General features: G+C 63.7%; 20 protein-coding genes. 6 read left to right on the top strand and 14 right to left on the bottom strand.

The window, feature by feature from the left end; genetic code table 11:
* The first annotated feature begins 35 nt into the window (after positions 1-35).
* Positions 36-893: a helix-turn-helix domain-containing protein gene (locus ACZ1I5_RS05620; RefSeq protein WP_465172744.1), complete on the top strand. Its 858-nt coding sequence runs from the start codon at positions 36-38 to the stop codon at positions 891-893.
* Positions 894-1,042: 149 nt separating this feature from the next.
* Entirely contained in the window at positions 1,043-1,561 is a 519-nt protein-coding gene (locus tag ACZ1I5_RS05615) for a DNA-binding domain-containing protein (RefSeq protein WP_465172743.1), read from the top strand.
* Between the two features lie 278 nt (positions 1,562-1,839).
* On the opposite strand, the gene ACZ1I5_RS05610 is transcribed toward ACZ1I5_RS05615, so the two are convergent.
* Genes ACZ1I5_RS05610 through ACZ1I5_RS05600 form a run of 3 tightly spaced genes read right to left on the bottom strand, consistent with a single transcriptional unit; the run spans position 1,840 to position 3,807 of the window.
* On the bottom strand, positions 1,840-2,430 hold the full coding sequence (locus ACZ1I5_RS05610) for a hypothetical protein (protein WP_465172742.1): 591 nt from the start codon (positions 2,428-2,430) through the stop codon (positions 1,840-1,842).
* Positions 2,430-2,912 carry a hypothetical protein gene (locus ACZ1I5_RS05605; protein ID WP_465172741.1) on the bottom strand — a complete coding sequence of 161 codons (483 nt, stop codon included), beginning with the start codon at positions 2,910-2,912 and terminating at the stop codon, positions 2,430-2,432. The genes ACZ1I5_RS05610 and ACZ1I5_RS05605 overlap by 1 nt, the downstream gene beginning before the upstream one ends.
* A 43-nt stretch (positions 2,913-2,955) precedes the next feature.
* Entirely contained in the window at positions 2,956-3,807 is an 852-nt protein-coding gene (locus ACZ1I5_RS05600; protein ID WP_465172740.1) for a TIGR04255 family protein, read from the bottom strand.
* 567 nt (positions 3,808-4,374) lie between these two features.
* Here ACZ1I5_RS05600 and ACZ1I5_RS05595 point away from each other — a divergent pair.
* Together ACZ1I5_RS05595 and ACZ1I5_RS05590 are read left to right on the top strand one after the other, a co-directional pair.
* Positions 4,375-5,757 (top strand): PI-PLC domain-containing protein, encoded by a 1,383-nt coding sequence (locus ACZ1I5_RS05595; protein WP_465172739.1) that lies wholly within the window; start codon positions 4,375-4,377, stop codon positions 5,755-5,757.
* Positions 5,758-6,485: 728 nt separating this feature from the next.
* Positions 6,486-9,272 (top strand): TonB-dependent receptor domain-containing protein, encoded by a 2,787-nt coding sequence (locus ACZ1I5_RS05590; RefSeq protein WP_465172738.1) that lies wholly within the window; start codon positions 6,486-6,488, stop codon positions 9,270-9,272.
* A gap of 198 nt (positions 9,273-9,470) precedes the next feature.
* Here the strand turns inward: ACZ1I5_RS05590 and ACZ1I5_RS05585 are convergent, their stop codons facing one another.
* Positions 9,471-10,193: a TetR/AcrR family transcriptional regulator gene (locus ACZ1I5_RS05585; protein ID WP_465172737.1), complete on the bottom strand. Its 723-nt coding sequence runs from the start codon at positions 10,191-10,193 to the stop codon at positions 9,471-9,473.
* A 172-nt stretch (positions 10,194-10,365) separates the two neighbouring features.
* Between ACZ1I5_RS05585 and ACZ1I5_RS05580 the strand changes: the two genes are divergently transcribed.
* Entirely contained in the window at positions 10,366-11,598 is a 1,233-nt protein-coding gene (locus ACZ1I5_RS05580; protein ID WP_465172736.1) for a DUF3089 domain-containing protein, read from the top strand.
* A gap of 171 nt (positions 11,599-11,769) precedes the next feature.
* Here ACZ1I5_RS05580 and uvrC read toward each other — a convergent pair whose 3' ends face one another.
* Positions 11,770-13,692, bottom strand: coding sequence for an excinuclease ABC subunit UvrC (gene uvrC / locus ACZ1I5_RS05575; RefSeq protein ID WP_465172735.1), 1,923 nt, complete (start codon positions 13,690-13,692; stop codon positions 11,770-11,772).
* Positions 13,693-13,877: 185 nt separating this feature from the next.
* Between uvrC and ACZ1I5_RS05570 the strand changes: the two genes are divergently transcribed.
* A complete protein-coding gene (locus ACZ1I5_RS05570; protein WP_465172734.1) occupies positions 13,878-14,597 on the top strand; it encodes an SDR family oxidoreductase in 720 nt (239 codons plus the stop codon).
* A gap of 3 nt (positions 14,598-14,600) precedes the next feature.
* On the opposite strand, the gene ACZ1I5_RS05565 is transcribed toward ACZ1I5_RS05570, so the two are convergent.
* The 9 genes from ACZ1I5_RS05565 to ACZ1I5_RS05525 all read right to left on the bottom strand — a co-directional run bounded on the left by ACZ1I5_RS05565 (position 14,601) and on the right by ACZ1I5_RS05525 (position 21,629).
* Positions 14,601-14,942 carry a hypothetical protein gene (locus ACZ1I5_RS05565; protein WP_465172733.1) on the bottom strand — a complete coding sequence of 114 codons (342 nt, stop codon included), beginning with the start codon at positions 14,940-14,942 and terminating at the stop codon, positions 14,601-14,603.
* 130 nt (positions 14,943-15,072) lie between these two features.
* Positions 15,073-16,965: a M48 family metalloprotease gene (locus ACZ1I5_RS05560; RefSeq protein ID WP_465172732.1), complete on the bottom strand. Its 1,893-nt coding sequence runs from the start codon at positions 16,963-16,965 to the stop codon at positions 15,073-15,075.
* Positions 16,962-17,321, bottom strand: a complete 360-nt coding sequence (locus tag ACZ1I5_RS05555; protein WP_465172731.1) for a hypothetical protein — start codon at positions 17,319-17,321, stop codon at positions 16,962-16,964. The genes ACZ1I5_RS05560 and ACZ1I5_RS05555 overlap by 4 nt, the downstream gene beginning before the upstream one ends.
* On the bottom strand, positions 17,233-19,101 hold the full coding sequence (locus tag ACZ1I5_RS05550; RefSeq protein ID WP_465172730.1) for a CHASE2 domain-containing protein: 1,869 nt from the start codon (positions 19,099-19,101) through the stop codon (positions 17,233-17,235). The genes ACZ1I5_RS05555 and ACZ1I5_RS05550 overlap by 89 nt, the downstream gene beginning before the upstream one ends.
* Positions 19,102-19,175: 74 nt before the next feature.
* Positions 19,176-19,730, bottom strand: coding sequence for a F0F1 ATP synthase subunit B family protein (locus ACZ1I5_RS05545; RefSeq protein ID WP_465172729.1), 555 nt, complete (start codon positions 19,728-19,730; stop codon positions 19,176-19,178).
* Positions 19,723-20,217: a F0F1 ATP synthase subunit B family protein gene (locus ACZ1I5_RS05540; RefSeq protein ID WP_465172728.1), complete on the bottom strand. Its 495-nt coding sequence runs from the start codon at positions 20,215-20,217 to the stop codon at positions 19,723-19,725. Before ACZ1I5_RS05540 ends, ACZ1I5_RS05545 begins: the two co-directional genes overlap by 8 nt.
* 16 nt (positions 20,218-20,233) lie before the next feature.
* A complete protein-coding gene (locus tag ACZ1I5_RS05535; protein WP_055777096.1) occupies positions 20,234-20,446 on the bottom strand; it encodes a F0F1 ATP synthase subunit C in 213 nt (70 codons plus the stop codon).
* A 64-nt stretch (positions 20,447-20,510) separates the two neighbouring features.
* The gene (locus tag ACZ1I5_RS05530; RefSeq protein WP_465173900.1) at positions 20,511-21,278 is read right to left on the bottom strand and encodes a F0F1 ATP synthase subunit A; all 768 of its coding nucleotides are present in this window, start codon (positions 21,276-21,278) and stop codon (positions 20,511-20,513) included.
* Positions 21,279-21,338: 60 nt separating this feature from the next.
* Entirely contained in the window at positions 21,339-21,629 is a 291-nt protein-coding gene (locus tag ACZ1I5_RS05525; protein ID WP_465172727.1) for an AtpZ/AtpI family protein, read from the bottom strand.
* Positions 21,630-21,672 lie beyond the last annotated feature (43 nt).

The raw sequence follows: 21,672 nt of genomic DNA, 5'->3' as shown, positions 1-21,672 counted from the left end.
ATGGCGCAAGAAACATCGTCGACTGAGCAACATCTATGTCGAACCTGAAGATGGATTTCCGCCAGCCCCCTGCCCGGCTGGCCGATCATTTCTCGTTCTTCTACCATTTCGAGCAGGACGATGATCGTTTCGAGGGCGTCGACCGCGCCGATTATGCGCAGTTCCGCTTCATCCTGCGCGGCGACAACGCACGCTATCGCTTTATCGACGGCACCGAGCAGGCGATGCCGGACATCTATGTGCTGGGCCCCACCACCGGATCCTCGAGCCTGAGCTGCGACGGCGCGGCCGAGGCGATCGGCGTCGGGCTGATGCCGCTTGGCTGGGCGGCGCTGGTGCCGATGGACGCCTCGGCGGCGGCGAACCGGTTGTTCGACGCGAAGGACCTGTTCGGCCCCATCGTGACCGAGGTGTATGGGAAACTGCGCGCCACGCAGGATTTCGATGCGCGCGTCGCGATCCTGGAGGAGATGCTGGTCACGCTGATGACGCGGCAGAAACCGGGATATCAGGCATTCGTGGGCAAGGTGAACGCATGGCTCGCCAGCGCCATCGCGCCCGACATCGACGATCTGGTCGACCTGACCGGCCTGTCGCTGCGGCAGGTCCAGCGCGGCTGCAAACGCTATTTCGGATCGCCGCCCAAGGTGCTGGCCCGCAAATACCGGGCGCTACGCGCGGCGGTGGCGATGACGCACCGCGACCCCGATCTGGACGAGCTGCTGGTCGACGGGTTCTACGACCAGTCGCATGTGACGCGGGAAATCAAGCATTTCACGGGGATGACGCCGCGGGCCTTTGCGGAGAATCCGACGGAGCTGAACCGGGAGATTGCCAAGCGGATTGCGCTGGAGCGGGGGAATCCGATCCGGCGGAGTGGGGTGATTACTTGAGGTGGGTTGGGTGCTCAATCTGCGGGCGGAATTACATGGGTAATCGCGGGAGCGAGACGCCCATGTAATTCCACTCAACTTCTCCTCGGTCCTGTGCTTCTAGCATTGCAATGGGCTATGGTCATGCCGACAGCGGTAGGGCAGCGGCAATGACGGAACGACGTTCACCGGCGAAGCAATGGCAATTCTATGAACGCCGCACGGGCGCTTCAAAAGAACGTGCGCTGGAGCGCCTGAACACCCTCGACCAGATCGAAGCGCTAGTCGATGCGGGCATGACCAAGTCCAGCGCGGTCAACGAGATCGCGAACGCCACCGGTACAGGCGCATCGACGATCTGGAGTTGGTTAGCTGCTGTCCAGGGGATCAGCCGGCATGACCGGCTTGCCTATCTTGTGCCCGCATTCCGGGGTGGCGGGCGTCGCGCCGAGATTGACCAAGACCTTTATCGTGCGGTTGCCCGAGAGTATCTGCGTCCTGAACAGCCGAGCTGGGCCGCCTGTGTACTACGGGTCAGAGACCAGGCCGCCGCACGCGGCGTCGCCTTGCCGCACGCGCGGACGCTTTGGCGGCGTCTGCACTGCCAGTATGGTACGGCAAAGATCGCGATGCTGCGCGGAGAGCACATGCCCCTCGGGCCAAGCTCTCGGTTGCCCGCGAATGACTAGTGGGCATATGTTGAACACGAACGATTACCACATCCCAGAATTTCTGCGGCTTGCTTAGGCGTGAGGCGAAAGGGCCGGCAGCCGACGAAATCAGAAATATAGCGACTGCGCATTCACGCCCGAAAGACGGAAGATCGGTTTTTTCGTTTGGATAGGCAATTAAGTACACCTTTGCCGTGGCGCCTTGCGCAGGCCAAACAATTGAATCAGCGCGACGAGCGGCGGTTCGGCTTCAGAAACGGTCCAGCCGAGTGATGACCTTCTCGCAACTTCGTCGGCTAAATTCCGGCGGCTCGGAGTTTTGTGAGCAATGAAACGGGATCGCAGTCGAACAATATCAACGGGAACATGTCGTCAGCCAACTTATAGCGGCGCTCGGTTTTTGCTTTTTTAACCGCCGAGTTGCTGCCACCGGGAATCGCGCCGAGGATGTCGACGTGATGCTGCTTACCTCTGTCGTCAGTTGCGTAAACACCGAACCACCTCGCAATATCGTCAGAATATCCCCGAAGAGCGGCAACGCCGATTACCACCGCCCCTACGAGGGTTCGGCTTTCACTTCCCTTTGTTAAAAGATCTTCGATCGTGCTCAGAACCTCGATGTCGGATGCTCCTTGGCGCACCACGCTTAACCCCATCGAATATATCGCGGTCAGGCGACCGGTAAGGATTGTTGACGTCGCTTCCGAATAATCATCAGGCGAGGTCAAAATTCTCGCAACGATTTCATCGTCCCGTACACCCGGTCCTTCCACCTCGGTTAAAGACCATGGTTCACACGCGAACGCTGGGAAAGCGCTATCTAAGCGGTGCGCGCGCTCAATTGCCGGCTCCGCCTCTAGGACAGCCCGACACTGTTCGGCAGACATTATGCGGTGCGAGCGGCGATGTAGCTGATAAGCTCCTCAGGCAGCGTCGAGCCGTCAAATGACACGTCCTCATCTGATGGGCCGCCCTCGCCAATAAAAAAGTAGTCGATCGCGTCGACCGCAGTCACCACCACTTCGCCTTTAAGGGGCGAACCATAGGCAAACATGGGGTGCCCGTCTGCGGTGAGGGTCACCTGCGGCACGCGGTGTACCGACAGTAGGCTAAAAATTTTACTCGCCACGTCGATCACGGCGGGATCAGGGGCGGAGCCGCCTTCTGCATCCCAATTGTCTTCCCAGCCCTTGAAAACCCGAAGCCGATCAAGGCCGGCCAACTCGGGCGAGTCAATCAAGAAGAACGTCAGGGGCTGCTTTAACGACGAGTATCCCGACTTTCGGACCTCTGCGGGTCGCGCAAACCATAGCAGCGTCTGGGTCCCGCTGATCGTGCGCCATGGCTCATCGAGCGCCGGCGAACTCATCGGTGCCGTCAGACTTTGATGAAGGGGAACATATGCGTCCATATCAGGCACCCAATGATATCGTTGCTGCGGCGTCTCGCGTCAAGATGCTGCGTAATCGTTTTTTTAGAGCGATGTGTAGAGCGTCCAAACCCGCCATGACGCCTGATGGGTCGGAAAGCTCCGCTGCTCTCGCCGACTCGAGATTAATAAGCTGCTCTGCCTCATGAGTTCGGATTGTGATCGTCCTACGAACGCCGACAGGCCCAGTAGAATCACCAACGGTCACATCAACATTCACTAGTCGCCGCGCGGTCTCAGTTTCATTTTCGAACCAACCTGAATGGCAGTGGAAAGGAGATCGTCGGCTAAATGCCTTACGAGTAATAAAATCCGATCCTCGATCTAGAACCTGCTGCACGTCGGAAGGCCCTTCGTTAACAGCAAAAAAGAAATCTATATAATCAAGCGCAATTGACTGGACCTGTGAGGCCTGAGCCAAAATAGGAAGCGATTTATTTAACAGAAGCGAAAACTGCTCTCTAAAGGCTGCCCAGCGCGTGTAGATGCTCGTTTCGAACCGGATGGCCTCGGTGCTGATGGTAAGAGATTGGACGATATTAGCACCCTGTACCTTCTGAAAAGCCGTGCCCACTTGAGCGACGTTCTCCCCAGGTACGACTCCTCCGGGTTGAATCTGAAACGAGATCGTGTTCACCGCTTCTTCTTTCACAAGCCCGAAGCCCATCGCGTCTGCGCGAACGGCCTCAACCAAACGCTTCACGACGAAAGATGGGACTGACTCGGAGAACGTCACGATAGCGGCGGCGCTTTGGATAGCGTGAGCCGGGTTATTTGTACGCCATTGAAAGAGATTTGCGTGCGCTGCCTGAGCGCTGCTGGGAGGCGTGCTCACGGATGCGTCTCCCATACAAATGAATGGCCGATCATTGTCTCTTTCTACCCCCGCGCCCCTTTGACATCCGCCGCCAGAGCACGCAACACCTCGTTAACCGGCAGAAGTTTCCGGATACCTAAAGACGGCGGGTGTTAGACAGGAATACGCGACGCGAAACACCTGCCAACCCCTACCAACGCAGTCCCCCCCTTGATGGGCTCGTCCAATGAGCGGGCCGCAGATGGATATGCAGCGCACCGGCGAACATTTGAATCGAGCTCACCGTTGACCATAGTCGGCTTCGGAAAAGGCGGGACGCCGGACTAGCCGAGCGCATTGAAACCTCAAACCGATCGCAGGACGCCTCCCCCTTTCACTCCGGGATAACGGTGACAGCGCATTCAGCCCAGCAGGCAGGCCGGAGCGGCGGCGCCTGGCCGAGTAATTAAAGGCGCCGTCACCGCAATCCCGCCCACAGCCAAGAGCCCTGTTTCGCCTTCTAAACAATCCTCGATAACCGTTGGATCGACTTCCGAATTCCAATTTCGTGTGCGAAACAATCCGCACTGGCGAGAGGATAAGATCATGGTCGCGAAGGGTATCGATTATTATCTTTATTCGGCTTCGGAAGATCTCCGTACCGATCTGGCCGTGCCGAAGGTTCATCGCTCACACGGCCCCGAGGCGAATTTCAAGCACAACAACTTCCACGTCCAGTCGGGCAACATCCCCGATCCGCTCAACTATACCGGCAGGCTGGAATGGGTCACGACCGATCGCGGCAAGGAGATGATCAGGCATTGGCAGAACATCAGCTCGCTCGACGGCAATCTCTACACCGGCACGATGCACAATATGTTCAACTCGCCGCCGCGGATCGGCAATCCGACCGTGTGCTGGGGCCTCTACGACGCGGGAGCGGGCGTGATCTCGGGGATGACCAACCAGCATCAGTTCTACGTCTATGCGACGCGCGATCAGCGCCGCTGGATGGGCGATCTCGCGAAGCGCAATCCGCGCGTCGCGCGCGGGCCCTTCGCCCGGTTCGCGCTGCCCGGTTCGCATGATGCCGGCATGTTCGACATGCGCGCGGTGCGGAAGGTGGTGCACAATCCCGCGTTCGTCCTCGCGCTCGGCGCGGCGATGGGCGTGGCCGCCGCCGCGCTCGGGCCGCGCGCCATCGCCAATCTCGCGATGACGCAGAAGGACAATATCCGCACGCAGCTGGACATCGGTACCCGTTATTTCGATTTTCGCCCCGGCTGGATGCATCCCGCGATCCGCCCGTTCTTCGGGAACACGCTCTACCACCAGCACGGACTGGTCCCCGGCTATCCCTATGTGGATTTCCTGGTGGATGTGCTGCGCTGGCTCGACGCCAATCCCGGCGAGATCGTGGTGGTCAACCCGAACACCCAGGGCTTCGCCGCCGATGCGATGGCGCCGACTGCCCAGGCCGTGCGGGACGCGCTCACTACCGCGATCGACAGGATCAACCCGGCCCCGCGGATCGCCATCGGCAGGTCCGCCGATCTCGTCAGGAGCTACGATGCGCTGATCCGCGACAATACCCGCCTGATCTTCGCAAACGAGATCGAGAACGGGTCGCGCTTCTACAACAGCTGGAGCGGGGCCTATGCCACGTTGAAGCCCGCCCCGATCATCAAGGCGTTTGAAGGCATGAGGCGCGACATGCCGGCGGGTGCCAACCATGTCGTGATGCAGATGCAGGCGACGGCGACCAAGATCGGTGCGGTCGTCGCGGCGTCGGTCGTCACGTCGAGCGACGCCTCCTCGCCCCTGCTCGCGACCAAGGCGGTGATGGATACGGCGACCAATCCCTGGCTGCGCGAGCATGCCGCCAAGCGGCTGTCGCCGGATCACCTGCTGGTGTTCCTCAACGACTTCGTCGACAATTGCATGGTCGAGACCGCGATCATGGTAACGGAGCAGCGCGCGCGCGATTGAGCGCGGCGGCCGGGCGTGCGCTTCTGCTCGGGTCGGGCGTCTCCTCATGGGCGGGGCAATCGCCTATGAGCGCACGGCCTTTCGTTCGGCTCCTGGCGGAGAGGAAGAGATGTTCACGCGAAGACGCGAAGACGCGAAGGTTTAGAGTAGCTTGCATTACCTCAGAGCCACCAGCACCCGTTCGTCCTGAGTAGCCATCGATACGCGCCTGCGGCGCTAATCGGGCTCACTCGGCACGAACGGGTGAAGGTAACGTCATCTCGCTCCAGTAGCCTGTCCGAGATACGCAGTTCGCTCGATCGCGTTCAACCATCTTCGCGCCTTCGCGCCTTCGCGTGAACTCGTTCTTCCGCGCCTTTCCACCTCGCATCGCTTCAACTGCGATCGCCCTGCCTCATGGGAGGGATTTTGCCGGTCCTCGACCACGTACTGGCCAAGCGCCTCATCTTCGCCGTCTGCTTTCCTGGCGGGGCGCAGTGGGTGGGGTCTTACCTGCATTTGCTACACGGTTTTCTCGCACGACGAGACGCAGCGGACGCGGCCCGATGGACCCCGGAACAAGTCCGGGGTGACGCTAAGGGGTGGTGCGACGCGCACTCACACCGATCGCCTTCTACCCCCAGTAAAAAACACTCACTCACGCGAGAACGAGTATTGCATTCCGCCCTGCCCGGGTTCATGATCCTGCCATAGCGCCGATAAGTGCGTATTCATGGGGGGATGTCGGAATGATCCGGTCAATTCTGTTGGGCAGTGTTGCGTCTCTGGCATGGATGTCCGCGGCGGCGGCGCAGACGGCGCCTCCCGCGCCGAGCCAGGAGCCCAGCGGCGGTGACAGGGACAGCGTCGATCGGGACATCGTCGTCACCGGATCGCGCATCGCCAATAACGGTTTCCAGCAGCCGACCCCCGTCACCGTGCTGGGCCAGGCGGAGATCGGGCGGCAGGCGCCCGTCACGATCGCCGATTATCTCAACAAGATGCCGTCGTTCGGCGGCACCACCTCCGCCAAGAACCCGGCGATCAACGTCGCGGGCGGCGGCATCGAATTCGTCAATCTGCGCAACCTGGGCGTGACGCGCACGCTCGTCCTGCTCGACAATCGCCGCGTGGTCGAGGCGACCACGACGGGCGGGGTGGACACCGTCACCCTGCCGCTCAACCTGATCAAGCGAGTCGAAGTGGTGACGGGCGGCGCCTCCGCCGCCTGGGGATCGGACGCGGTCGCCGGCGTGGTGAACTTCGTGCTCGACCGCGACTATCAGGGCCTCGGCGTCAACATCGACAGCGGCGTGACGGAGCGGGGGGACAGTGGCTATGTCAAGGCGACCGTCACCGCGGGAACGAGTTTCGCGGACGGCAAGGGGCATGTCGTCGCCGAGTTCGATTATGCCAACACGCCGCGCGGCGTCGACCTGAAGGATCGCAGCTTCTTCCGCAGCCGGGCGGTGGTGAACAACCCGGCCTATACCGCGACCAACGGCCAGCCGAGGCAGATCACCGTCAGCGGCACCGCGCCGTCCAACGTGTCGCCGGGGGGCGTCATCACCTCGGGTCCGCTCAGGGGAATCCAGTTCGTCGGGCCGAGCGGCACACCGGTGCCATATAATTTCGGGACCCAGTCCGGCCTGGTGCAATATGGCGGGGATATCGACAACACCGTCGGGCAGAACCGCGCGATTTCAACCGCGCTGAACTATGCGAATGCCTTTGCGCATGTCGATTACGAGATCACGCCCAACATCACGGCCTATGTCGAGGGGTTCTACGGCAAGTCCAATTACAACGAGAATGGCTATCTCTATTATCTGCGGCAGGGGAATCTGCCGATCAGCGTGGACAATGCCTATCTCGACCCGACGATCCGGTCGCGGCTGCTCGCGCAGGGACAGACGGGCTTCAACCTGGGCAAGGACACGGTCGATTTCGGCCCCCCGACATCGCACAACACGCGCGACGTGTGGCGGGGCGTGGTCGGCCTGAACGGCACGATCGGCGACAGCTGGAAATGGCATGGCTATTACACGCATGGCGACGTCACCGCGAAGCTCTATGCCTATAACGACACGATCATTGCCAAATTCATCGAGGCGGTGGATGCGGTGCGCAACCCGGCCACGGGCGCGATCGTCTGCCGGTCGACGCTGACCAACCCGAACAATGGCTGCGCGCCGCTCAACGTGTTCGGGGTCGGCGTCGCCTCGCCCGCCGCGATCGCCTATACGCACGGCACGGCGTATCAGCGCTCGAACGTGCAGCTCGACGTGGCCTCGTTCGACGCGACGGGCACACTGTTCAGCCTGCCCGCCGGCGACGTCTCGATCGCGTTCGGCGGCGATTACATCAAGAACAAGGCCTCCTCCACGCAGGACGCGCTGGCGCTGGCGCGGCAATATGCGGTGCAGAATTTCCAGCCCTTTTCCGGCCAGCGGGACGTGAAGGAAGGGTTTTTCGAGACGGTGATCCCGCTGCTCAAGGACCTGCCGCTCGCCCAGAAGCTGGAGTTCAACGGCGCAGTGCGGCTGACCGATTACAGCACCAGCGGCAATGTGGTGACGTGGAAGGTCGGGCTGTCCGACCAGCTGACCGACGATCTGCGCGTTCGCGGCACCATCTCCCGCGACATCCGCGCGCCGACGCTGAACGATCTGTTCTCGGGCGGCATCCTCACGCAGCAGCCAGTGCTCGACCCGTTCACGCAGAAGACCTATCCGCAATATACCAATGCGCGCGGCAACCCCGCGCTGCGGCCGGAACAGGGCAGCACGCTGACCGCCGGGGTGATCTACAGCCCCAGCTTCCTCAGGGGGCTCACGCTGTCGGTCGATTATTACCGGATCTCGCTGAAGGGCGCGATCACGTCGATCAGCGCGGCGCAGGAGCTGCAATATTGCTTCAGCGGGCAGGACCAATATTGCCAATATATCCACCGCGACAGCACCCAGGCGATCACCTCGATCGACACGGTGCCGATCAACGCCGCGAGCCTCAGGACGCAAGGGTGGGACTTCGAGGTGGATTACCGGCACGCCGTGGGCGCCGGCCGGTTCGAGCTGCGCGCGCTGGCGAATTACGTGCCCGTCTTCCGCCAGGTCGACGCGCTGGGCAACGTGACCAATTTCGCGGGGCAGATCGGCGATCTCAACCCGGGCGAGCCGAAGCTTCGGGCCAATATCACCACGATGTACGAGCAGGGGCCGTACTCGCTGGCGCTCAACGCGCACATCCTGGGCGCGGCGAAGCTCCAGAACAACTGGGTGAGCGGCGTCGATGTGGATGACAATTCAGTGCCGAGCTACGCGACGTTCGACCTGACCGGCATGGTGACCGTCAATGTCGGCAGCCGGTCGTTCAAGCTGACCCTGGGCATCGACAATCTGTTCGACCGGGACCCGATCGACATTCCGGTGATTCCGGCGACGGTGCAATATTCGGCGCCGGGGCTTGGCGGGCGGTTCGACCTGTACGACCCGCTCGGGCGGCGGTTCCGGGTCGGGGTGCGGACCAAATTCTAGGGGGTTTTCGCGTGCCCCCTCCCCGTTCGCCCTGAGCTTGTCGAAGGGCTGTTCTTTCTTCCGCGGAAGGGAAGAGCAGGGCTTCGACAACCCCGGATCAAGTCCGGGGCCGAACGGGAAAGGGTGAATCCGCCCAGCCAAATCTCGCCCCCAACTGGACCCCGGCCTTCGCCGGGGAAGCAGGAAGAAGGGCAGGCGCTATTCCGGCCTGCCGCCCTCGCAGATCGCGATGAAGCCGGCGGCCATGAACTTCGCCATGCGCTGTTTCACCGCGGCGAAATCGTCCGAGCGGTTGAGGCCGTTGGAGAGCTTGTCGATGCGGCCGGTGCGCGCGAGCGTGAGCATCAGCGCGCCGGTGACGAAATGATAGCCCCAGAAGATGTCGGTATCCGCGCAGCCCGGCAGCGCGCGGCGCAGCAGGCCGATCAGGCGGAGCACGACCGGATCGAAATGCGCATCCATCAGCTCGGCGCCCCAGTGCGGCGTGTTGGCGACCTGGGCGCCGAGCTTGGCATAGTTGCGCCAGCCCTCGTCGCCCTGGATGTACAGGTCGAGATCGGTGTCGAGAAAGGCGTGCAGCGCGCCCTCGACGGTGGGGGCATCGCCTGCCGCCTGCTCATAGGCATCGAGCGCCTGCATCCGCCGCTCGCTGGTGACGACCGCACGGCGGGCGAAGACCGCGTCGAACAGCGCCTTCTTGTCGGCATAATAGTAATTGAGCAACGTGTTGTGGACGCCGACCTGCTTCGCCACGTCCTTGAGCGTGACGCCATACAGGCCGTGCTCCGCGAACAGCGCCTCGGCCGCGTCGAGGATCTGTTCGGTCGTCGCGGCGCGCTGTTCCGCCTTGCGCGACTGGCGACGGGGTTCGGCTGCCTTGTTCACATCGTCCGCCTTCCAGCTTGCCCGGGGGGACGTCAAGGCAAAGATGACCGCAGGCCATAGCCCCGACGCGCCCTTCCGCCTGGGCAAGGAGACCCCAGGACCCCCGGAAAGAATATTCGCTATCGTTATAGTGAGTGTTTGACATCGCAAAGCGGGAAGTGCCAGATCCGCGCAATCGACGGGAATGGTCGGCAAAAAGGAGAGGTTCATGCGGATCGCCATGCCATGCGCGGGATCGGGCTCTGACGGAACGATGCGCGGCTGGTCCGCATGGGGGATCGCGGCGATCGCGGCGACCCTGATGAGCGCCACCCCCGCCGGTGCGGCGCCGCTGCCGGCGACCGACACGCCCGATTATGCCAGTCCCGCGGCATGGCTGTGCCGCCCCGATCAGGCCGGCGACGCGTGCAGCCGCTCCGATCAGGACGCCGTGGTCCTGCAGGCCGACGGGTCGACCAAGATCGAGCGCTTTCGCGCCGACCCGCGGGCGCCGGTCGACTGCTTCTATGTCTATCCCACCGTCTCGCGCGACCCGGGCGGCAACGCGACGATGAAGGTCGCGCCGGAATATGTCGCGGTGGTGAATCAGCAATTCGCCCGGTTCGGCGCGGTGTGCCGGCGCTATGCGCCGCTGTACCGGCAGGTGACGCTCGCGGCGCTCCACGCCAATATCCGCGGCGCGCCGATCCCGACCGACCGGCAGATGGGCTATGACGATGTGAAGCGCGCCTGGGACCATTATCTCGCCAACGACAATCATGGCCGGCCCGTGGTGCTGATCGGCCACTCGCAGGGATCGAGCGTGCTGGCCCAGCTGGTCAGGAACGAGATCGACGGCAAGCCGGTGCAGGCCCGGATCCTGTCGGTGATCCTGGCCGGATACCGGTTGCAGGTGCCGGTGGGCAAGGATGTCGGCGGCGATTTCAAGGCGATCCCGCTATGCCGCGCCATGGGGCAGACGGGCTGCGCGATCAATTTCGCCTCGTTCCGCGCCGACAGCCCGCCACCGGCCGAGGCCCGGACGTTCGGCGCCTCGGCGGGTCCCGGCCTGGAGGCGGCATGCGTTAACCCGGCGGCGCTGGCCGGCGGTTCGGCGCCGCTGCATGCCTATCTCGGCGCAGGGGCCGAGATGGTGACCGCCAGCGGCGAGCAGCAGGGCCCATGGACCACCCCGCCCAAGCCGATCACCGAACCGTTCGTCGAAGTGCCGGGCCTGCTCAGTGCGGAGTGCCGCAACGACGGGACCCACAATTATCTCGCGGTCGCCATCCATCCCGATCCGGCGGGCAAGCGCACGAACGTGATCGTGGGGGACGTCGTGATCGACGGGCGCAAGCTGCCGGACTGGGGGTTGCACCGGATCGACGTCAACCTGACCATGGGCAATCTGGTCGACGTCGTCCGCGCGCAGGCCAAGAGCTATCTTGCCGGGAAGCGATAGAGCAAAACCTGGTTGGCTGGAGTCACCTCTCCCCGTTCGCCCTGAGCTTGCCGGGCCGAAGGCGAGCGAAGCTCAACGGCTGTTCTTTCTTCCCAGGAAGAGAAGAGCAGGGCTTCGACAGGCTCAGCCCGAACGGAGGTAGTGGATCAATTCCGGCCGGGAAAGCCAATCCTACCGTCCGTGGTAGAAATCATAGACCTGCCGCGCCACCAGCGCCGAGACGCCGGGCGCCTTTTGCAGATCCTCCAGGCTCGCATTGCGCACCGCCCGGCCCGTGCCGAAATGCATCAGCAGCGCCTTTTTCCGCGCCGGGCCGATGCCGGGGACTTCGTCGAGCGGGCTCGCGCCGATGGCCTTGGCGCGTTTCGCGCGGTGGGCGCCGATCGCGAAGCGGTGGACTTCGTCGCGCAGGCGCTGGAGGTAGAACAGAACCGGCGCGTTGGTGGGCAGGGTCAGCTCGCGGCCGTCCATCAGGTGGAACACCTCGCGGCCCTCGCGCCCATGGTCCGGCCCCTTGGCGACGCCGACCAGGCAGACATCCTCGATGCCGAGTTCCTCCAGCACGCCCTTCGCCGCGTTGAGCTGGCCGCGGCCGCCGTCGATCAGCACCAGATCGGGCCATTCGCCTGAATCCCGATCCGGATCCTCGGCCTGGGCGCGGGCGAAGCGGCGGGCGAAGACTTCGCGCATCATGCCGAAATCGTCGCCGGGGATGGTCTTTGCATCCTTGATGTTGAACTTGCGATACTGGCCCTTGCGGAAACCCTCCGGCCCGGCGACGACCATCGCGCCAAGCGCGTTGGTGCCCTGGATATGGCTGTTATCGTAGATCTCGATCCGATCGGGCGGCTCGGCCAGGTCGAACAGGTCGGCGACCTCGCGCAGCAGCTTGGCCTGAGTGGTGCTTTCGGCGAGGCGGCGGTCGAGCGCTTCCTCGGCGTTGCGCTTCGCCTGGTCGAGCAGGCGGCGGCGGGTACCGCGCTGGGGGATGGAGATGGCGACCTTCGCCCCTGCCCGCTCGGCGAACGCCTCCTGCAGCAGCTCGGTCTCTTCCAGCTCGCGATCGACGAAGATAATGCGCGGCGGCGGGACCTCCTCGTAGAATTGGGTGAGGAAGCTCGCCAGCACCTCCGCCTCCGGCACGTCGTTGGTGTGGGCGGGGAAGAAGCTGCGATGGCCCCAGTTCTGCCCGCCGCGGATGAAGAAGGCCTGGATGCCCATCACGCCGTTCTTGTTGGCGAGCGCGAAGATGTCGGCGTCCCCCACCCCTTCCGCGTTGATCGCCTGGCTGCCCTGGATGAAGGTGAGCGCCTTCAGCCGATCGCGGATGATCGCGGCCAGCTCGAAATCCATATTTTCCGCGGCTGCCTGCATCTGGCCGCCGAGCTTGGTCTGCACCTGAGTCGATTTGCCGGCGAGGAAGGCCTTGGCGTCGCCGATCAGATCGCCATAGTCCTCCTGCGAGATGCGGCCGACGCACGGCGCCGAGCAGCGCTTGATCTGGTAGAGCAGGCAGGGCCGGTCGCGCGTGCGGAAGAAGCTGTCGGTGCAGGAGCGGAGCAGGAACAGCTTCTGCAGCGCGTTGAGCGTGTTGTTGACGCTGCCGGCGCTGGCGAAGGGGCCGTAATAATTGCCCTTGGCCCGCCTGGCGCCGCGGTGCTTCTGGATGCGCGGAAAATCATGATCGGCGCGCAGCAGGATGAAGGGGAAGCTTTTGTCGTCGCGCAGCAGGACATTGTAGGCCGGGCGATAGCGCTTGATCAGCTGCGCCTCGAGCAGCAGCGCCTCCGCCTCGTTGTTGGTGGTGACGATGGTCATCGAGCGCGTCTGCGCGACCATGCGCTGGAGGCGTTTGGGCAGGCGATCGACCTGGGTGTAGTTGTTGACGCGGCTCTTCAGCGCGCGGGCCTTGCCGATATAGAGCACGTCGCCCTTGGCATCCTGCATGCGGTAGACGCCGGGGCGGGCGGGGAGCGTCTGCAGCACGTTGCGGATCGCGGCCACGCCAGCTTCAAGATCGGGCGCGTCCGATCCGCGCACGGTGAAGGTGGATTTCTCTTCGTTGAAGCGATCGGGGGCATTGGGGGTCGACATCGTTCCCCCAGTTAGGACTCCGGGGCGCGCGCAACAACGGGTATATCGTGCGGGGAAACACATAGCCCCTCCCCTTCAGGGGAGGGGTTGGGGTGGGGCTTATCCGGAAGTGCTTGTCTCGGTGAGACTCCCCACCCCCAACCCCTCCCCTGAAGGGGAGGGGCTTAGACAAGGAGGACCTGGACATGCAGATCAGGGGCAAGACGGCGGTGGTGACCGGGGGCAGCGATGGGATCGGGCTGGAGATCGCGAGGCACCTGAAGGAAGCGGGTGCCGAGGTGATCGTGGTCGGGCGTGACCGCGGGCGGCTGGCGTCCGCGCTGGCGGAAGGGTTCGACACGATCACCGCCGACCTGTCGGATGCCGCGGGGTGCGATGCTTTGGTGGCAGAACTGGCCAAGCGGCCGGTCGATATAGTGGTCAACAATGCCGGCATGGGCGCGACCTTTCAGGTCGGGGTGCCGTTCGACCTGGCTGAGATCGACCGCTGCATCTTCCTCAATCTCAATGCGCCGATCCGACTGATCGCGGGCCTGCTCGACGGGCTGCGGGCGCGGCCGGAGGCGATGATCGTCAACGTCACCTCGGGGCTGGCGATTGCGCCCAGTGGGAAAGGCCCGGTCTATTGCGGGACCAAGGCGGGGTTGCGGAGCTTCACCATGGCGTTGCGGGCGCAATTGGCGGGCACGCGGGTGCATGTGATGGAGGCGCTGCCGCCGGTGGTCGAAACGCGCATGACCGAGGAGAACAGGCACCGGAAGATGCCGGCGCCGGAATGCGGGCGGCAGATCGTGGCGGCGATGGCGCGCGGGCGGGAGCAGGCGAATGTCGGCATGACCGCGGTGCTGAACGCGGTGTACAATGTGTCACCCGCCATCGCACGGCGGGTGATGATCCGGTATTGACGCTTATTTGATCGCAGCGAGATCGGCCTTGGCCTTGGCCATCATCTCATCGGTGATAGCGCCCTGAGCCAGCGGCTGAAGTGCGTTGAGCGACAGAGCCTTGAACTGATCATAGGCGGGATGGGAAAGCATCTCGGGAAAATCGGCGGCCAGCACGGCCTTGCCGGCGGGGTCGGCGGCAATGGTCTCCACCGGGGTATCGAGCGTGAATTTCGCGGCGGGCGCGGCATCCGCGGTCGCTGCCGGCGCGGCGGCCGGGGCAGCCGGTGCCGCAGGGGCGTTCTGCGCCAGGGCAGGCGCCGCCGTCATCACGAACAGGGCGGCGGTAAAGGCGGCAAGCTTCATGGGGCGGTCTCTCCAAGGATGCAGGCACGCGACTCGGTGCCACACACCCGGTGTAGCCGGGATCGATAAGGCGTGAAATGACGGCGGCACTGCCCAAGACGGAAATTCGGCCGGCGATACCCGGCGCCGATCAATCCTCCTTGTCGTCCGGCGTGAGCGCATCGTTGATCTGCGCGAGCAAGCCGCCGCTACGCGCCTTGCTCGATGCACGCGCCAATGCGCGATCGACCTTGTCCTGATCGGCCGGCGACAGCTCAGCCATCTTCTTCTGCTGGGTGTCGTTCAGCATCGCCGCGCGGCAGCTTTGCTCAAGACCCTGATCGGCGACATCGAAGCATCGGTTCAGCGTGACGACGAGCATCTCGGCCTGTTTGGTCGCCATATAGATGGCGATATATTGCGGCAGAAACGCCTCGTCATCGTTGAAGCGGCGCTTTGCCTCGGCGATGACCGCCAGCGCCTTGGGATAATTGGCCATCCGCACGAGCAGATCGACATGGGCCTGGAAGCCCTGCAAATTCTGCTCGAGATAAGGATCGCGCAATATGATCGGCGCGGGCGCCGGCGCGGCCGGTTTGGGTGCGGGTTTCCTGCCCTTGCGGGGCGGCGCCTTTACCGGGACGGCGGCGTTGCCCGGCAAGCGTTCGGCAGTGGTATAGGCCTGGTCCGCACCGCGAAGATCGCCCTGAATCATCAGGATCTTCGCGCTGAGATTGCTGATCAGGGGTGTCGGGCCGTACCGCGTCGTGAGTGCGGGCTGCAAATCCAGCCTGGCCTGCGCAGCATTGCCCTTGATGACGCTGGCAAGCGCCCGTGTATAGGCCCCGACGGCTATGTCGGCATCCCGATATTCGGGCGTCGCGCGCAGCGACTTCAAAAAGGCCAGCGACGGCGGTTTTTCCGCCGCGTCGCCATAGGCGAGCTTGTAATATTTGCGGAGGCCGTCGATCCGTTTCTCCGACGGGCGGTGCTGTGCCAGGTATTTCTTCTTGGTCTCCTTCAGCGCCACGACCATCGCGTTGCTGGCGAGATCCTTGACCCAGGATGTCAGCGTGTCGCCGACATTCTTCGACCCGCCGAGCGAGCCCAGCGTCTGCAGGCCCGTTTTCTTGGCATAATCGCCGGTCGTGGCGGCGATCGTGTCGAACATCGTGATCGACTCCTTGTCGTCGTTTCCGATGATCTCGAGGGCATCGAGCGCGCCGCTATAAGGATAACCGGCTGCGACCGCGAAATCGACGCCGGCGACGTCGGCCTTGTCCTCGTCGCCGCGGCTGAAAAACGCGTCGGTCAGCGACAAGGCGCCTTCAAGCTGGCGGCTGCGCGCCCAGATGGAGTCGCTCATCGCAACGGCTTCCTTGTCGGTCACCTCGTAGAGCCGCAGCTTGTTGCCGCTGGTATCGACCCGCTGTTGCGACAGCGTCGTTGCCATATCGACGGCACCGACGATCTGGCCGATCCCCCTCGACCGCTTCTTGGCGCGCGCCTCACGGGCGAAATGCGCCATGGCGAGATGGCTGAATTCGTGCGCCAGCAACCACACCACCTGCCCGTCGCTCCTGGCGCGGGACAGGACGCCGAACGGGACGACGATGACATTGTCGGCGAAGCTTTGCGGAACGAAACTGTTGGTGCCGACGATGCGCACCTTCACCGGCCCGACCGGCCGATACGGCCAGAATGGACGAAACGTGTCGATCAGCGCCGCGAGTTGCGCTTCGGTCGCCGGCATCGACAGGCCGGTGCCATATAGCTGGCCGCGATTGACCGATTGCGCCGCGAGCAACCCCTCCTTGCTGCCGGACGTCGCAATCGCTGCGTCGTTCTTCGCGAGATCGTCGGCGTCGACCCTGGTCTTCAGGAACGGGCCCTTCTTGCCGCTCTCGGTGAAGCCGCACATGCCCGGCAGACATTGCGGCATGGCCCGGGTCTCCGCGACCGGTGACAGCACGAGGCCAAGCGCCGCGGCAGCGGCAGAGATGCGGCACGATGTCCGCCCGACGTTTCGCAGCATCGCGTTCATTGCTGGATGCAGAGCCCGTCATCCTCTCCGGCACCCTTTCGCACGCCGCCCGGTTTGGCGCCGCCGAGGCGATCCCCGGTCTCGCGCCTGGTGACATCTCCGTCCGCGCAATATTTCATGGTGTGTCGCACGTCCGCCGGACGAAGATAGACGGCACGCCCGTTGATCATCACCTTGAGATAGCCGAATTCATTCGTACCGCTGATGTCGAGTGGCGGCGGCGGCAGTTCCGCAGCGGTCAACCTGCCCGTCGACGCCCCCTGTTCGTCAAACGTCGTCAGCGGGTTTACCTTGTACGCCGTCACCTGGGGTCCGCCGCCGGCGGCGGCGAGGAGTGCGATCAGGATCAACGACATTGCTATCCCCCACCTTCGCCGGCCCCGCAGCAGCAGAACCGGATGATTTCAGCCCCGGAAACAAGAGAATCACCGCACGGGAAACATCCAGCCTGTTCCAAATCGGCGCAAGCAAAATCCCCATGATGTTGAAGAATTCCAATACTATCACGATAGACAATGCCGCCAGATTGAACCTGTCCGGAAGAACGCTGACCTGGCGTGTCAAAATATAGAGTATCAGGACCATGTAGACGATCGCCGCGGCGAGGAAGGTCGCCCCCTCGACCATCAGCCGGACCGACCCTTCGGCGTCGTCAGGCTTGCCGAACAGACGCTGCCGCGCGACGACCGCGCCGCCGAACAACAGCATCAGGAACGCGCCGATGGCGTTGGTGACATCCTGATCCGAAAGCGTGAATGGCGGAAACATCTGGCGCGCCACGCGCGGATAGGCGGCGCCTCGTTCGATCAGATTGTCGAGCGCCATCGCGTGGTAAAAGACGCCCGGCAACTGGCCGTGCGGGCCCGCCGAGACATAGTCGTTGCTGTCCCTGGTCGACATGCCGATCAGCACGATCTTCCCGGCCAGTGCCGATTGCCGGAAGGCAGCGAGTTGCGCTGGATCGTCCTTGCCGAGCCGCAGCAGGCCATAGCTCACGCTATGCTGATAGGCGCAGGCAGCCTGAGGTTCGATCCTGAGACCAGAGAACAAGGCCTGCATGAAGGCGCGGAAGGTCCCCCCGCGACTGGGATCGGCGACACGGCAGCGACTGCCGGTGGTACCGTGCGCAAGCGAATCGACCTGGTTGGTGAACCGGTCCTGCTTGCCGACACCCCAGATCACCTCGACGGGCGTCTCGAACGCGGTCGACCAGCGCCAATCGTCCAGCCACGCGGCCCCGGTCCGTTTCGCTTCCTCCGGTGCCGGCGCGATCGAGGGGTCGTCCTTGCACCCATTCGTCGCGCAATAGGCGGCGTACAGCATCGCGGCGGGGTGCAAGGTGAAAGGCCGGTTTTCTCGCTGGGCGGCTTCGACCGGAAACACCAGCGGATAGCGCCGGTCATTGACCATGATCGGCACCGAGATCGCGATCGTCGCCAGCGCCGCCGCGCCCGGTTTCTCGACCGCGGCACGCTTGTCTTTCGGATCGACCGCGCTGGCGATCATGACGGGTGTGCCGCCTCGTTTCAGGATGCAATGGAGCTTGGCGAGCTCGCTCTTCAGGCAGCCCTTGTCATCCTTCCAGCCCTTTGGCCCATCATAGCGGGTGATGTCGGCAATGCCGCGCAGCATGCAGCGGAAGGGCGATGCGACCTGAGCATATTCCAGCGTGGCGCCGAGCCGGCCGGGGCAGGTGACAGGCGCCCCGGCAAAATCGAGCAGCTCGGCCTGGGTCATCCCGTCCGGGGCGAAATCGCCGAGTAGAAGGTCGATGAACATCGCCTCCGGTTTGCCATGCGCCCTCAGGCGCCCATCCGGCCCGTTATCGCCTTCCGCAACGGTGCGAAATATCTCGAGCAGGTGGATCGAATCCGGCGAGGCGTCCGACGGCGCCGCTGCCTGCATTCCCTGTTCGTCAAGCTCGACCACCGTGATGGCATTCCGCCCGACCTCCGAGCGGTCGCCATAATGATCCGCATAGATACGCTGCCAGACGTCGTGACTGCGCAGGTCGCCCCATTCGGCGATGCCGAACGGGTTGATCAGGAGGATCAGCAGAAACAGGAGCGCGCGCGTGACCGCATGCCGCGCGGCGATCGCGGCGAAACGCCCCCATTTAACCCAATCGATTCGCATGAGCCCCCCGGCAATCCGGAGAGGCTAATCACGGCAGCCAGCCTTGTCGAATCGGTTACCGCACCGAAATGGAGCTAGTTGAGGCGCCCGAGCCCGGCGATGGTCTGATCGATCAGCGGCTTGTCGGCGCTGGCGTCATGCTTCTCCGCGATGATCGCGGCGGCGGCGCGAGTGGCGGCATCGGCCGCCGTGGCGCGAACCTCGGCGATCGCGGCGCGCTCGGCCGCGGCGATCTTGTCCTCGGCCATCTTGCGGCGGCGGGCGACGAGATCGGCGGAGTCGCTTTCCGCCTTGGCGATCATCTGCTTCGCTTCGGCTTCGGCGTGCGCGATGATCGCGGCGGCATCGCCGGCGCTCGCCGCGTTGCGCGCCTTGGCTTCGGCAAGCTGCGCCTCGGCTTCGGTGCGGAGGCGCGTGGCCTCTTCGAGCTGCGTGCGGATCGTGGCGATCCGCGCGTCCAGCATGCCGGCGATCATCGCCGGCACCTTCTTCCAGAGGATCAGGCCGATGACGACCAGCATCGACAGTGCGACGAAGCCGGGCGCCGAAATGCCCAGCGCCGTGGGCTCGTGATGCAGCTCGGTCGTGCCGGTCGCTGCCGTCATGCTCTGATGATGCGCGTCAGCCATGCGCCAGTTCCGCCTTCACTTGCTGTTCGATCGCCGAACGATCGACCGCCACGCCCGAAAGCTTGGCGACGATGGCCTGCACCGCATCCACGGTCGCCGTCTCGATTTCGGCCATGGCCGTGGTCTTGGCGGTGCCGATGCGGGCGGTGGCGGTGACGAGTTCTTCGGCCATGGCCGTATCGCCCGCCTTCACCTTGGTCTCGGCCGTGGCCGACGCCTTGGCCTTGGCCTCCGTCACCGCGCGCAGGGCCTGGGACCGGGCCGAGTCCAGCCCAGTCTGATACTCAAGCTCCGACGCGCGGGCGGCGGCATTCGCGGCCTCCGCCGCGGCGAGGTCTCCGCCGATACGGGCGTTACGATCGTCGATCGTGCGCTCGATCTTAGGGACCATCGCCTTGCCGATCCCGAAATAGATCAGGGCAAATACGATCGCGAGCCAGAACAGCTGCGACGCGTAGATCTCTGGAATTTGGGATAGCTGCGGCATTGAGGTCGCTCTTCGCTTACTTGACGACGAAGAGGATGAGGATCGCGACGACGAACGCGATCAGGCCGAGCAGCTCGGATGCCGCGAAGCCGATGAACAGGCGGCCCTGCTGGCCGTCTGCTGCGCCCGGATTGCGCAGCGCGCCTTCGAGGAACGAGCCGAACACGTTGCCCACGCCGAGCGCGGCCATGCCGACGCCGATCGCCGCGAGGCCGGCACCGATGTACATTGCACCAAGATCAGTCATGATAAGCTCCCTAAAAATACGGTATTAAACGATAAAGTCGAATGACTTAGTGCAGGTGCACCGCGTCGTTGAGGTAAAGCGAGGTCAGCAGCGCGAAGACATAGGCCTGGATCGCGCACACCAGCAACTCGAGCGCGCTGACGCCGACGATCATCAGAAAGCTGAGCACGGTGACGATGAAGCCGATCGGGCTGCCGTCGAGGCTCGCGTTCAAGCCCTGCACCACGAAGCTGCCGAACACTTCGAGCAGGATGTGGCCGGCGGTCATCGCGACGAACAGTCGCAGACCAAGGCTGAACGGGCGCACCATGAACGACACGAACTCGACCGGGATGATGACGGGCATCAGCCAGCCGGGCGCGCCGTGCGGCACGAACAGCGAGAAGAAGTGGAGGCCATGCTTCCAGAAACCGACCGCGAGCACGATGCCGAACGACAGGAACGCCAGCACCGCGGTGACGGTGATGTGGCTGGTCACGGCGAAGGTGTGCAGCCCCGGCACGATCGCCAGCGGCAGCACGCCGACCAGGTTCGCGAACAGGATGAACATGAAGATCGAGAAGATATAGGGCGCGAACTTCTTGCCTTCCGGCCCGATGTTCACCTGCATCATGTTGTCGATGAAGCCGACGACCGATTCAGCCGCGACCTGCCAGCGGGTCGGAACCAGCTGACGCTTCATGCCGCCCCACATGAACAGGAACAGCAGCGCGAACACGACGACCATGAACAGCGCCGAGTTGGTGAAGGACACGTCATATCCGAACAGCTCGAGATGCCGGCCGAGCACAGGCTCGACCAGGAACTGTTCCATCGGGTCAATTTTACCGGCCACGATCGCCTTACCCTTGTGCGTTGCTGTCGGAAGCGACGGTCATTCCGCGCGCTCCTTCGAGATCTTGAAGATGTTGCGGAACGCCGCGACGACGGCCAGCACGAGCAGGATCAGCAACAGCCAGGGGCTGGTGCCGAGCCACTTGTCGAGCAGCCAGCCGATGAGGCCGCCACCGATCGGCGCGCCGATCAGCTCGGCCAGCACGCGCGAGCCCTGCGAATAGCCCTTGGCGGGCTTCGCCGCAGGGTTCCCGGCAGTACGCGCCTCTTCGACCGCTCGCGCATTGGCGATACGGCTTTCAAGGTCATCGTTCTGGCGGTCGTCGGCCAACGCGAAAGCATCCTGATAAGAAAACGCCGCCGGGCTTGCGCAC

Source organism: Sphingomonas sp. BL-S-30 (assembly GCF_055521475.1).
Note: the sequence above shows the minus strand (reverse complement) of the source record. Positions and strands in the feature narration are given on the sequence as shown.